The 12,777-nt window shown below is 55.1% G+C and carries 13 protein-coding genes; 1 reads left to right on the top strand and 12 read right to left on the bottom strand.

Annotation, left to right across the window (positions count from 1 at the left end):
- Positions 1-24: 24 nt before the first annotated feature.
- From sixA to IAE30_RS26225, 4 genes are all read right to left on the bottom strand, one after another.
- The gene (sixA, locus tag IAE30_RS26240) at positions 25-507 is read right to left on the bottom strand and encodes a phosphohistidine phosphatase SixA (RefSeq protein ID WP_038649978.1); all 483 of its coding nucleotides are present in this window, start codon (positions 505-507) and stop codon (positions 25-27) included.
- A 195-nt stretch (positions 508-702) separates the two neighbouring features.
- Positions 703-2,832, bottom strand: a complete 2,130-nt coding sequence (gene fadJ, locus IAE30_RS26235; protein ID WP_200681285.1) for a fatty acid oxidation complex subunit alpha FadJ — start codon at positions 2,830-2,832, stop codon at positions 703-705.
- Positions 2,832-4,142 (bottom strand): acetyl-CoA C-acyltransferase FadI, encoded by a 1,311-nt coding sequence (gene fadI / locus IAE30_RS26230; protein ID WP_038645655.1) that lies wholly within the window; start codon positions 4,140-4,142, stop codon positions 2,832-2,834. Before fadI ends, fadJ begins: the two co-directional genes overlap by 1 nt.
- A gap of 167 nt (positions 4,143-4,309) precedes the next feature.
- On the bottom strand, positions 4,310-4,606 hold the full coding sequence (locus IAE30_RS26225; protein ID WP_075564061.1) for a YfcZ/YiiS family protein: 297 nt from the start codon (positions 4,604-4,606) through the stop codon (positions 4,310-4,312).
- A 358-nt stretch (positions 4,607-4,964) separates the two neighbouring features.
- On the opposite strand from IAE30_RS26225, the gene fadL reads away from it, so the two are divergent.
- Complete coding sequence (gene fadL / locus IAE30_RS26220; protein WP_034825171.1) at positions 4,965-6,248, top strand: long-chain fatty acid transporter FadL; 1,284 nt, start codon at positions 4,965-4,967, stop codon at positions 6,246-6,248.
- A gap of 45 nt (positions 6,249-6,293) precedes the next feature.
- Here fadL and mlaA read toward each other — a convergent pair whose 3' ends face one another.
- The 8 genes from mlaA to IAE30_RS26180 are packed head-to-tail and all read right to left on the bottom strand — an operon-like array spanning position 6,294 to position 12,721.
- Positions 6,294-7,061, bottom strand: a complete 768-nt coding sequence (gene mlaA, locus IAE30_RS26215) for a phospholipid-binding lipoprotein MlaA (protein WP_038645653.1) — start codon at positions 7,059-7,061, stop codon at positions 6,294-6,296.
- Positions 7,062-7,096: 35 nt separating this feature from the next.
- Positions 7,097-8,308: a c-type cytochrome biogenesis protein CcmI gene (gene ccmI, locus IAE30_RS26210; RefSeq protein ID WP_038645650.1), complete on the bottom strand. Its 1,212-nt coding sequence runs from the start codon at positions 8,306-8,308 to the stop codon at positions 7,097-7,099.
- Positions 8,308-8,763 (bottom strand): cytochrome c-type biogenesis protein, encoded by a 456-nt coding sequence (locus IAE30_RS26205; protein ID WP_034825179.1) that lies wholly within the window; start codon positions 8,761-8,763, stop codon positions 8,308-8,310. The genes ccmI and IAE30_RS26205 overlap by 1 nt, the downstream gene beginning before the upstream one ends.
- Positions 8,760-9,317, bottom strand: coding sequence for a DsbE family thiol:disulfide interchange protein (locus IAE30_RS26200; RefSeq protein WP_200681284.1), 558 nt, complete (start codon positions 9,315-9,317; stop codon positions 8,760-8,762). Before IAE30_RS26200 ends, IAE30_RS26205 begins: the two co-directional genes overlap by 4 nt.
- On the bottom strand, positions 9,314-11,272 hold the full coding sequence (locus IAE30_RS26195) for a heme lyase CcmF/NrfE family subunit (protein WP_038645645.1): 1,959 nt from the start codon (positions 11,270-11,272) through the stop codon (positions 9,314-9,316). Before IAE30_RS26195 ends, IAE30_RS26200 begins: the two co-directional genes overlap by 4 nt.
- Entirely contained in the window at positions 11,269-11,754 is a 486-nt protein-coding gene (gene ccmE / locus IAE30_RS26190; RefSeq protein WP_034825185.1) for a cytochrome c maturation protein CcmE, read from the bottom strand. Before ccmE ends, IAE30_RS26195 begins: the two co-directional genes overlap by 4 nt.
- Positions 11,751-11,984, bottom strand: coding sequence for a heme exporter protein CcmD (gene ccmD, locus IAE30_RS26185; protein ID WP_200681283.1), 234 nt, complete (start codon positions 11,982-11,984; stop codon positions 11,751-11,753). The genes ccmE and ccmD overlap by 4 nt, the downstream gene beginning before the upstream one ends.
- Positions 11,981-12,721 carry a heme ABC transporter permease gene (locus IAE30_RS26180; RefSeq protein ID WP_034825278.1) on the bottom strand — a complete coding sequence of 247 codons (741 nt, stop codon included), beginning with the start codon at positions 12,719-12,721 and terminating at the stop codon, positions 11,981-11,983. Before IAE30_RS26180 ends, ccmD begins: the two co-directional genes overlap by 4 nt.
- Between the last annotated feature and the right edge of the window lie 56 nt (positions 12,722-12,777).

The raw sequence follows: 12,777 nt of genomic DNA, 5'->3' as shown, positions 1-12,777 counted from the left end.
ATAGAGATCTCACGCACGGCGAGTTTACATTGCTTTAGCCAGTTTTGACGGGCTGACCTGCCACTCCAGTTTGCCTTCACAGGCCTCTGCATCAAAATTCACGCAGGCAATTGCCGACGTAGCGAACATCGGAGGCGCTTCCTGCGGGCAGAGCTCTGAAACCAGATAGCCCACCAGCGGCAGATGCGAAATCACTAAAGCTGATTTAACCCCCTGCTGCGCCAGCGCCTGCAGATAGCAGGCCACCATGCCCGGATCGCCACCCGGCGTCAGCTCTGGCAGCACATCCTGCCCTTCTGGCAGCTTCAGTGCCTCGCGTACCGTGGCGAGCGTCTGCTCTGCACGAAGATAAGGGCTGACTAATACCCTTTCAATATCCAGCGCCTGGCCGTTTAGCCAGCTCGCCATCTGGCGCGATTCGTCACAGCCACAGATTGTGAGTGGGCGTACTGAATCACTCGCTGCTTCCAGAGCTGCATCGCCATGACGCATGATAAAAACTTGCATAAAGCACCGCTGTTGTTTGTCGATATCGTCGGGTACCACAGCACCAGACGCTTCATTCTGCGAATGAACGCTGTGTTTTACCCCAATGGCTTCAGTATAGTCAACCGGTTGTTTATTAAATAAGCACATCTCAGAATGGTGCCGCACCACCTTCTTCATGGCACCATAACTAACCCGCTGAATCTGTGCGCCTATTCAAATTTGTGCAGAAGTGTAAAAATTCGTTTGCGCTTCTGACATTGCCATTAAAGCGTCACAGGGCGCGAAACGATCGCCATGTTGCTGCATTAATGCACGTAATGTATTGACGATTTCGCTGGCGCTGCGTTGATCCATATAGCGGAACGGCCCGCCAAGAAAAGGCGGGAAGCCGATGCCAAATACCGCCGCGATATCACCATCCCGAGCATTGCGCACCACAGACTCGTCCAGACAGCGTGCGGCCTCATTCAGCATCATCATCACGCAGCGTTGTGCAATCTGTTCTTCGCTCTGCTTTGCCTGCGGCTTGACGTTAATCAGGCTATAAATTGAGTCATCGACGTTGCGTTTTCCCGGCCAGCGAGCCGCGTTGTAAAGGTAAAATCCTTTCTGGTTTTTACGCCCTTTGCGGCCATCGGCCAGGATGGCATTCACCGCATCGGGTGCGCTGAAACGCTCGCCATAAGCCTGCAGCAAAATCGGACTGATTTTGCTGCCGACATCAATGCCAACTTCATCCAGTAACTGTAACGGCCCGACCGGAAAACCGAACTTCACTAACGCACGATCGATATGCTCCACCGGCTCCCCTTCCATCAAACAGCGCATGGCTTCATTTATATAGGGCGCGAGGATGCGATTGACGTAAAAACCGGGTTTATCGGCCACTACCACCGCTGTTTTACCCTGCTGGCGCGCTAACTGCACCGTGGTCGCTAGCGTTTCTGCCGACGTACCCATATGCGGAATCACTTCCACCAGCGGCATTTTGTCCACCGGACTGAAATAGTGCAGGCCAATGACATTCTCGGGACGCTGCGCGTTGACGGCAATATCACCAATCGGTAACGAGGAGGTGTTGGAAGCAAAGATGGTATGCGGTTGACAGTGACTTTCGATATCCGCCACCATTTGCTGCTTCAGGGCCAAATCCTCAAATACCGCCTCAATCACCAAATCGCGCTGGCTGAACCCCTGATAATCGATACCGCCGCTGATACGCGCCATCTGCTGCTGACGCTCAGCCGGTTTAAGCTGACGCCGTTTCACTTTTTGGCTCAGCAGGTCCCAGCTATATTGCAATGCGTGGTTCAAACCATTGAGATTGACGTCTTTAATCCTTACTGGCAAACCGGCTTTCAGCGCCGTCACGCTGGCAATGCCACCGCCCATTAATCCGCCACCGAGCACGCCGATGCGTTGCAATGTGCGTGGTTCAGCCTCGGCCACGGTTTCTTTCTTCATCGCGGTCGATGCAAAAAACAGACTGCGCAGCGCCGCAGATTCTGGTGTCATCGCCAGCTGACCAAAGGCACGCGCTTCCGCTGCATGCCCGGCATCGCTGCCCTGCTCCAGACCCGTGCGCACCACCTGCAGAATGCGATCCGCCGCAGGGTAATTGCCCTGCGTTTTGCTGTCGGTTTGACGTTTTGCCATCGCGAATAACAGCGAGCGTGCCAGTGGTGCCTGCATCAGGCGGTCACGACGTGACAGCTCACGGCGAACGATCTTTCCTTTATGCACGCGTGCAATCGCCGTTTCCAGCAAGATGGATTGTGGCACCGCATCATCAACGACACCCAGTTTCAACGCCTGTTTAGCACGCAGCTGTTTACCACTCAGGATCAGCGGTAGCGCTTGCGGCACACCAATCAGTTTTGGCAGGCGCTGCGTACCGCCTGAGCCAGGTAACAGACCCAACTGCACTTCCGGCAGGCCCAAGCGGGTTTTATCATCCAGCGTGCAGATGCGTGCGCTGCAGGCCAGCGCCAACTCCAGCCCGCCGCCAAGACAGGCACCGTGGATTGCCGCAACCACCGGGAAGGGCAATGCCGCTATCTGCGCCATCACCTCTTGCCCCTGTCGCGCCAGGGCTTCCGCTTCTTCTGCCGTCTGACAATCCGCGATCATGCTGATATCTGCACCGGCAACAAAGTTATCGCTTTTGCCAGAGATCAATACCAATCCCGCCAATCTGGGATTGCTGCGCGCTTCAGCCAGCACCGCTTTTATTTGTGGGACAAACTCCGCTTTTAACGTGTTCATCTTTTCGCCCGGCACGTCGATGGTGATGATGCCGACATGATCGAGGCGCATATGTAAATGGAATGCAGATGCACTCATTATTCGGCCTCCAGAACCATTGCACTGCCTAATCCGCCTGCTGCACAGGCGGTTACCAAGCCCAATCCCCCGCCGCGCCGCCGCAGTTCATGCAACGTTTGGGTGATCATGCGCGCGCCAGTGGCAGCAAACGGATGGCCGTAAGCAATGGAGCCGCCGAGCACATTGAAACGTTCTTCATTGACTTCACCCAAGGCATGCGGGCGATTCAGTACCTCGCGCGCAAAACGCTCATCGCGGAACATTTTCAGGTTCGCCAGCGTCTGCGCAGCAAAGGCTTCGTGCATATCGATTAACGTGAGGTCATTGAGCGTGATACCCGCGCGATCCAGCGCCAGCGGCGAGGCGTAAGCAGGACCCAGCAACATGTCCTGCCAGACATCAATCGCGGTAAACGCGTAGCTGCGCAGATAGCCGATCGGGGTAATCCCCAGCTCACGTGCGCGGCCTTCACGCATCAAAATCACTGCGGCGGCGCCATCCGTTAGCGGTGTGCTGTTGGCTGCCGTGACAGAACCGTGGTGGCGATCAAAAGCTGGTCGCAGCCTGGCGTAATCGCTGGCGCTGGCGTTAAAGCGAATGTTGTTATCCTGCTCGATCGGTGCTTTCCATGGCGGTACAAAGGCAGTCATCACTTCCTGCGCCAGCACGCCTGATTGCCAGGCACGCGCTGCATGCTGATGTGAGCGCAACGCCAGGGTGTCTTGCTGCTCACGCGTGATGCCATGGGTTTTCGCCATCTGCTCGGCGGTATCCCCCATACGTAAACCTGTGGAATACTCCGCCACCGCAGGAGGCACCGGTAGCAAATCACGGGGGCGCAGGCGGCGTAGAATTTGCAGCTTTTTGCTAAAGGTTCGCGCTTTGTTGAGATCGACCAGCGCGCGCGCCAGCGTTTTACTGACGCCAATAGGCAGTACCGATGAGGAGTCTGCACCACCGGCAATACCTGCATCAATGGTGCCCGCCATCAGGCTTTCCGCCACATTCGCCACCGCCTGAAAACTGGTGGCACAGGCACGACTGACACTGTAAGCATCGGTGTGAACGCTCAATCCGCTGCTCAGCACGATTTCGCGCGCAATATTAGGCGCTTCCGGCATCTGCACCACCTGGCCGAATACCAGCTGGTCAATAACGTCTACCGGTAACTCGCTGCGTGCCATCAGTTCTGACACCACCATGCGCCCCAACTCCAGCGCGGAAATGCCATGAAAATCACTCGCCTGACGGGCGAAAGGCGTGCGTAATCCATGGGTTATGGCGATACGTTCGCCCTGACGCGTCAGCAGCGGCTGCGCTTTGCTCATTGCACTCACCTGTAATTTACGACCGTAGCATCATTGCCAAACAGGTCTGACCTGATCATCAGTGTTAACCAGGTGTTGCTAAGTCGCCAATAACAGAAGAAAAAAAGTGCGAGGGAAGACACGAAAAAGAGAAAACGCTGCCGGAAGGGCTTCCGGCAGCGACAGGATTAGCGTAAGCCGAGTTGAAAAATGAGGGTCTCAGCCTGGCAGGCAAAAGTGAAATCAACATTCAGGCGTATGCCTGGCGCTTCTTCAACGAACTCGGCTTGAATCACGCAAGGCTCGGATTCAACCTGACGCGCTTTGTCCGTCAGGTGCTTCAGCATCGCTTCAGCCGCATGACGATCGGCAAAAGCGCCAGACCAGCTCGCCGTGCAATCGGTATTGTCCATTACGGTGCCAACATCTACGCAGCAGCAAGCCGCCGTTTCCGTGGCACTGCATTTTTTAATGGCATCAGTCATTGTTTTCTCCTGACGATAAATAGACACAATCGGATCATTTTCTGACACAAAGTGTACGCCCCGCGCGGCCTGGCTTCTATCTCTCAGCGGCTAAGTGACGAATATCACACTAAAAATTGATCCAGAACAAATTTGACCGCTATGCTAGATGGGCATCGACAAGATTTTGTTAAGCAGATCTGATTTTATCGATCAAATCGGAAATATTTAAAAAACATTATTGCAACAAATACACAGGTCAGACCTATACTCGTCGCACTGGTCTGATATGTGCCTTTGTCATCAGTCCCTACAATCCGCCGTCCTTTGTTACGCGACGTAACAACGTTTAATAATAAATCTAGATGAGGTTGTGGTCATGAACCATAAGAACCTGTTTGCAAAGTCAGCTGTGGCAGCTGCAGTGGCACTTATTTCTTCCCAAGTTTACGCCGCAGGCTTTCAACTTAATGAATTCTCAGCAATTGGTTTAGGTCGTGCTTATTCGGGTGAAGGTGCGATGGGCGATACCGCCGCATCTGCCAGTCGTAACCCGGCGACCATGGCATTGATGGATCGCCCTTCTTTCTCCATCGGTACTGTTTATATTGATCCGGAAGTTGATATCAGCGGCCAGAGCCCAACCGGCAACAGCCTGAATGCGAAAAACATCGCACCGAATCAGTGGATCCCTAACCTCCATTATGTTCATCCGATTAACGATCAGTGGTGGGTAGGCGCATCCGTCACCTCTAACTATGGTCTGGCGACAGAGTTCAATGACGGTTACACCGCTGGCGGCTACGGTGGTAAAACCGACCTGATGACAGGTAACTTTAACCTTAGCACGGCTTATCGTTTGAATGAGCACTTCAGCTTTGGTGTTGGCTTTGATGCGGTTTACGCTAAAGCAAAAATCGAACGTTATGCGGGTGAAGCTGGCGCTCGCGTCGGCATGCCAGCTGATACTCAGGTTGCCCACCTGAAAGGTGATGAATGGGGCTACGGCTGGAACGCCGGTATCCTGTATGAAGTGGATAAAAACAACCGCTTCGGCTTCACCTATCGTTCAGAAGTAAAAATCGACTTTGACGGCGATTATAAGAGCAGCATTCCAACCGCTTACAACGGTACACCGCAGGCGATTGCCTTAGGCCTGCCATACGGCACCAGCGGCCAGACCATTCCGGGTTCACTCACGCTGAACCTGCCAGAAATGTGGGAAGTGTCGGGCTGGCACAAAGTCGCTCCGCAGTGGGCCGTGCACTACAGCCTGACCTACACCAGCTGGAGCCAGTTCCAGGAACTGAAGGCCACGGGCAGCAACGGCCAGACGCTGTTCTATAAGGATGAAGGCTTTAAAGATGCCTATCGCATCGCGTTGGGTACCACTTACTTCTACGACGATAACTGGACCTTCCGTACCGGTATCGCGTTTGATGACAGCCCGGTTCCCGCTGACAAACGCTCGATCTCAATTCCGGATCAGGACCGTCTGTGGTTGAGCGCCGGTGCTTCTTACGCCTTCAACGAAAATGCGTCAGTTGACCTTGGTATCTCTTACATGCACGGCCAGAAAGTCACCGTGAAAGAAGGCCCTTATACCTTTAACTCCGAGGGTAAAGCCTGGCTGTACGGCGCGAACTTTAACTACAAGTTCTGATAGTTAGCTCGAAAAAAATGGCGACCAATGCGGTCGCCATTTTTGTTACTGTGAATCGATGTCCTTCAAGTCATCCTGAATCGCACTGGCGTTCGGATTCTCTTCCGGTTTTAACTTTCCGCCGTTGGCGAGGAAATCATTACGCTGGAAGTAAGCGTTGCGGATAAACGCATACGGATCCTGCTGCTGTTTCAGGATGCCATCGGAATCCAACAGCTGTGCACGTGTTTCCACACCTTCCAGTGTCCATTTACCAATCGACATCGGCCAGGTCAGCCAACTCAGCACCGGATAAAGCGTATCGACATAGTCGCCGCCATCCTGACGCACCGTGAAGCTGCCATAACCCGGCAGAACCACATAAGGACCATAGCCCACCCCGTAACGACCCAGAGTACTCCCGAAGTGGTGCGGAACTTCTCGCGCCAGTTCAGGATTCGCTTTGCCCGCCACATCGATAAATCCGCCCAAGCCCAATACGGTATTGAGGAAGAAACGTGTGAAGTGGATTCCTGCCTGGCGCGGTTCACCCACCAGAATCGAATTCAGCATGCTGGCAGGTTCATCCAGGTTGCCGAGGAAGTTGCTCATGCCACTGCGCGCAGGCACCGGCACATAGTCACGCCAGGCAACCGCCACCGGGCGCACCACATAAGGATCCAGCACGTTCATGTTGAAATTAAACATCGTGCGGTTAAAGCCTTCGAGCGGATCGCTACGCTGCGCAGGCTGCGTTGGATCGGCCGGTTTGGAACTGGCACAACCCACCAGCAGCAAGCTGGCCAGCGCCAGACCGGTCAGGCGGTTATTCATTCTTATCTCCCTGTGCGGTTGAATAATGTATCGCTTCAGGGCTGCTGTTGATTAATCTCCACAGCCAGTTGCTGATGACCATCCCAGGGGGTGATCGCGCTTAAGCCAAACCAGTCTCCCGACTGAGGATTGGCGCTACCATCGCGCGAAATACGCACCCTGACCTGCACCTGATGCTGCGCCGAAAGCAGGCGATCGGGCATCATGGCGTTGCTGTCATCCAGCGTGAGCGATAACGGGAAATGGCTCAGCGGTAAACGCTTCACAGCCACAGGCACCGGTGAAACACCGTCAGACACAGAAATATACAACACTCCGCCTTGCGGTAACATTTTTTCTGCTTGCGAGGTTAAACTCACCGTCAATGCCAGGTGACTATTTTGCTGTCCCGCATCAGTTTTCGCTTGTTCAATGCTGCGCTCTATCATGGTAATGCGCTTGTCACCCGCGGGCAGAAGCTTCAGCATCACCTGCCAGGCGCCAATCGCTTGATCATATTGCTGCTGCTCAAAAGCATTAAATGCCAACAAGCTCAGGGTGCGCACGTTGCTATGGTCGCGTTTTAGCAGATCTTTCAGCATCACATTGGCCTGGCGGTTGTCCTGCGGATCGCTGGAACGCGTCAGGACTTCGGCATAATCCTGCTGCAGTTCCAGATTATCAGGTGACAGTTGCAATGCGCGCTGGAAGGCCTGGCTGGCATTGGTCGCGTTATTCAGCACCATGCCAAGGCGGCCCAGCATCGTCCAGTCATTGAGGTTTTGCGGATCGTCTTGCAATGAGGTGCGCAACCCTAATTGTAGGCGAGCCAACTCTTCCATGGTTAAGGGCGCCGCTTTGGGATCCATTACACGGGCACGCAACTGAGGGTACTCCTGCTGTACGCTAACCCAACCGGCCAGTTGCGCCAGTCCACCGGTCTTCAGGTAAAAGCCAACCGACACCAGCAACAATACAATCAAACCCGGCAATAGCACCCAACGGCTACTGTGATGGATGCGAGCCGCGTGCTCGTTTGGCACATCGGTGAGCAGCGTTTGTTGCAGTTCACGTACCATCTCGGGACGCTCGGCAACCACGCCTTCCTCTTCATCGCGTTCGAGTTCACGCAGGCGCTGCTGGTAAAAATCGGTATTCAGGCGATCGCGATCGCCGCTAGTGGCTTGACGTTGACGCCAGCCTGCACTGAGAAACAGCGCCGAGGCCGCTACCAGCAAAATAATCAGGGTAATCCAGAATCCAGTCATTACGGCTTCCCGTCACGCTTAAGAATCGCCGCAAGGCGTTGTTGTTCATCGTCATCGAGATCGCTACGGGTTTTCCCCCGGCGATTGCGCAGAATAATAATCAAGCCGCCCAGCACCACAAACAGCGCCGGCCCCACCCACAAAATCAGCGTTGAAGGGGTAACCGGGGGTTCATAAGTGACGAAGTTGCCGTAGCGCGCCACCATGTAATCGATGATCTGCTGGCGACTTTGGCCCTGCTTCATCAGCTCATACACTTTCAGACGCATGTCTGCGGCAATCATCGCATTGGAGTCGGCAATGCTGTTGTTCTGACACTTAGGGCAACGCAGTGAACCGGTGAGATCGCGGTACTGCTCTTCCTGCTGTACCGAATCGAACTGGTAAGTATCAATGGCAGCCCACAGGCTGGTGCTGAGCAGAATGCCCGCTATTAACAGAAGCAGCCGTTTCACGCACCGGCCCCCTTGCTGTATTTATCCCACAGCGGTTTCACTTCTTCGTTCCACACACGATCATTCATATCCCCCGCATGGCGATAACGAATAATGCCATGGCCGTCGATCAGGAAGGTTTCCGGCGCACCGTAGACGCCGAGATCCAGACCTAACATGCCGTCACCGTCATACAGGCTCAGCGCGTACGGGTTGCCCAGCGTGTTCAGCCAGATGACCGCTTTGGTGCGATCATCTTTGTAGTTCAGCCCGACGACGCGAATGCCCTTCTCGGCCAGCGTGTTGAGATACTGATGCTCAGCACGGCATGTCGGGCACCAGGTGGCCCAGACATTGAGCAGGATCGGTTTGCCGTCGGTCAGAACCTGCTGATCGTAGATTTTGCCCGGCTTATCGAGCGCTTCCAGTTTGAAAACCGGTACCGGCTTACCAATCAGCGCCGACTCCAGACGCGTGGGATCATCACCATTAGCGTTGCGAGACAGCTGCCACAACAGCGCGGCCGCCAGCAGCAGAAACAGCACTAACGGGATGAACAAGATTTTCTTACTCATGCCAGCTCCTCCTGCTGCGCTTTTTTGCGCGAACGATAACGCGGGTCCAGCAGGCACAATAGGCCGCCAACCGCCATAAACACGCCGCCGAACCAAATCCAACGCACGAACGGTTTGTAATAGATGCGCACCGCCCATGAACCGTCATCCAGCTCTTCGCCCAATGCCGCGTAGAGATCGCGAGTGAAACCACCGCTGATTGCCGCTTCGGTCATCATGGTGCGAGCTGCGGTATAGAACCGTTTTTCAGCATGCAGTACCGCTTCAAATTTTCCGTCACGCGTCACATCGATAATGGCGACACCGCCGCTGTAGTTCGGCCCTTGCAGGTTGTGTACATCGCGGAAAATGAAGTGATAGTTGTGGATATCCACGGTATCGCCCGATTTCATGCGCACATCGCGCTCGACGCTGTACTGCGTGCTAAAAGCGATACCCACCACCGTTACGGCAACGCCTAAATGACCCAGCACCATGCCCCAGTGGCTGCGCGTTAAATGGCGCAGGCCTTTCAAGAAGCTGTGGCGATGGGTAGCGCGTTCATGCAGTTCCATCAACGTCAGCAAGATCACCCATATCGCCATCAGCAGGCCGATCACCGTCATCGCTTCAATGCGATCCTGCAACAACCACGGCAGTGCGATCGACAGGATCAAGGTCACCAGCAAACCGACACCCAGGCGTTTCCACAACTTTTGCGGCTCATCACGGCGCCAGCGCACCAGCGGACCAATGCCGAGCATCAGCGCGAACGGTGCCATCAGCCAGGTGAACATGGTGTTGAAGAACGGTTCGCCGATGGAAATACTGCCCAGTCCCAGCTGCTTGTGAACCAGCGGCAACAGCGTGCCCAATAGCACCACCAACATGGCGGCGATTAACAGCACGTTATTACCCAACAGGAAGGATTCGCGTGACCAGGTTTCGCTTTGCACGCGGCTGCGCACCTTGCCGCCTTTAATCGCATAGAGCAGCAATGAACTGCCAATCACAATCACCAGGAAGGCAAGGATGAACATGCCACGCGCCGGATCGGAAGCAAACGAGTGCACCGATACCAGCACGCCAGAACGCACCAGGAAGGTGCCCAGCAGGCTTAAGGAAAATGCAGTGATCGCCAGCAGCACCGTCCAGGATTTGAAGCTACCCCGTTTTTCTGTCACCGCCAGTGAATGCATCAACGCCGTACCGGCCAGCCAAGGCATGAACGAAGCATTCTCGACCGGATCCCAGAACCACCAGCCGCCCCAGCCCAGTTCGTAATAGGCCCACGCCGAACCGAGCACGATGCCAATGGTCAGGAAAACCCAGGCTGCGGTCGTCCACGGGCGTGACCAGCGCGCCCATGCGGTATCGAGACGCCCTGCCATCAATGACGCAATAGCAAACGCAAATGCCACCGAGAAACCGACATAACCCATGTAGAGCAGGGGTGGATGGAAAATCAGCCCGATATCCTGCAGCATCGGATTGAGGTCGCTGCCATCAACCGGGAAGTTCGGCAGGGTACGAGTAAACGGATTCGAGGTGAGCGTAATAAACAGCAGGAAGCCGAGATTGATCATCCCCATGACTGACAACACACGCGCCAGTGCATCCTGCGGCATACCGCGACTGAAAATTGCGACAGCTACCGTCCAGGTGCTGAGCAACAGCACCCACAGCAGCAGTGAACCTTCATGCGCGCCCCAGGTGGCCGCGATGCGATAGTAAACCGGCAGCAGGGTGTTGGAGTTGGTGGCGACATAGGCCACGCTGAAATCGTTAACGATAAACGCATGTACCAGCACCACGAAGGCGGCAACGATACAGGCGAACATGCCCCACGCCAGCGGACGTGCCATCGCCATCAAACGTGCATCCTGACGGGTTGCGCCCCACAACGGATAAATACTTAATAGCAGCGCGAGTCCCAGCGCCAGGCAAAGCAGAAAGCTGCCAATTTCCGGCATCATGATTGAGCACCTGCCTGCTGATAAGTCGCTGCAGGTCCTGTGTGGTTTTTCTTCATCGCATCTTCAATTTCTGGCGGGGTGTATTTTTCGTCATGTTTTGCCAGCACTTCTTTGGCATTGACCAGGTTGCCGCTTTCCAGCACGCCTTGCGCTACCACGCCCTGCCCTTCACGGAACAGGTCCGGCAAGATGCCCTCGTAACTTACGCTGATCACGCCGTTGGCGTCATACAACTTGAAAGAGACAGCCAGCGTTTTGGGGTCGCGTTTTACGCTGCCAGGCATCACCATGCCGCCGACGCGCAGACGTTGCCCGGTTTCCGGCATCTGATGCGCTTCGCCTTTGCCGTACAGAATTTCACTCGGGGTGTAAAACAGGTCAATGTTGGAACGCAGCGCGTACATCACCAGCGATGTGGCCAGGCCTAAGCCGACCAAAATCGCCACCACCACATACAGGCGGTTACGACGACGGATATTCACACGGTTTCTCCTGCTGCTTCACTGGCAGCTTTTTTCGACTTGGCCGCGCGAATGCGGCGCTCCCTGGATTGACGCTGGCGAATTTCTGCCAGCAAACGGCGGCGGAACAACAGGGTATGCAGCATTAGACCAAATAAAGGGATTAACGTGAGGATGACGGCGAGCCAGACATAGAAGGCATAGCCGCCCATGGCGAAGAAGTCGCTCCATGATGAGAAAGCCGGTGTCATGCTTTGCGCCCTCCCTGAGCCACATCGATCGCCCATGGACGATGGCGCTCGCTGAACAAAATCAGGTTACGCAGGCGCATCAGCGTCAGCGCGCCAAACACCAGCAGATAACCGAGAATGGCCCAGCGCAGCGGCGTCCGCATACTCGGCGCAATCGCCTGCTGCAAAATGCCAGACGATCCCTGATGGAGGGTGTTCCACCACTGCACCGAGAAGTGGATGATGGGCAAGTTAACCACGCCCACCAGAATCAGGATGCCTGCAGCGCGACCGGCGGTGCGACGATCCTCAAACGAGTGATAGAGCGCAATCACCCCCATATAGATGAACAGCAGTACCAGCTCCGAGGTTAGGCGGGCATCCCAAATCCACCAGGTGCCCCACATCGGTTTGCCCCAGGCAGAACCGGTGACCAGCGCGATAAAAGTAAATACTGCGCCAATCGGCGCCATCGCAGCGGAGACTAGATCTGCCATCTTCATCTGCCACACCAGGCCGATGAACGCGGCAATCGCCATGGAGGCGTAAACACCCATGGACCACATCGCCGCAGGCACGTGAATGTACATAATTCGGAAGCTGTTGCCCTGCTGATAATCGGCCGGTGCAAAGCCAAAGCCCCATACCCAACCAAGTAGCAGCGTGGCGACGCCCAGCACTGCGAACCAGGGAATTAAGCGACCGCATAGCTGGTAAAGCCGCTCAGGCTTCGCCCACTGGTGTAACCATTTCCACATTTGCATAGCTCACAATAAAAAGAATTCGGATACCGGCAGCTCTGGGGCAGCACGGA

The sequence above is a fragment of the Pantoea sp. S61 genome, from assembly GCF_016625145.1.
GTDB classification, from domain to species: Bacteria; Pseudomonadota; Gammaproteobacteria; order Enterobacterales; family Enterobacteriaceae; genus Pantoea; species Pantoea rwandensis_B.
Note: the sequence above shows the minus strand (reverse complement) of the source record. Positions and strands in the feature narration are given on the sequence as shown.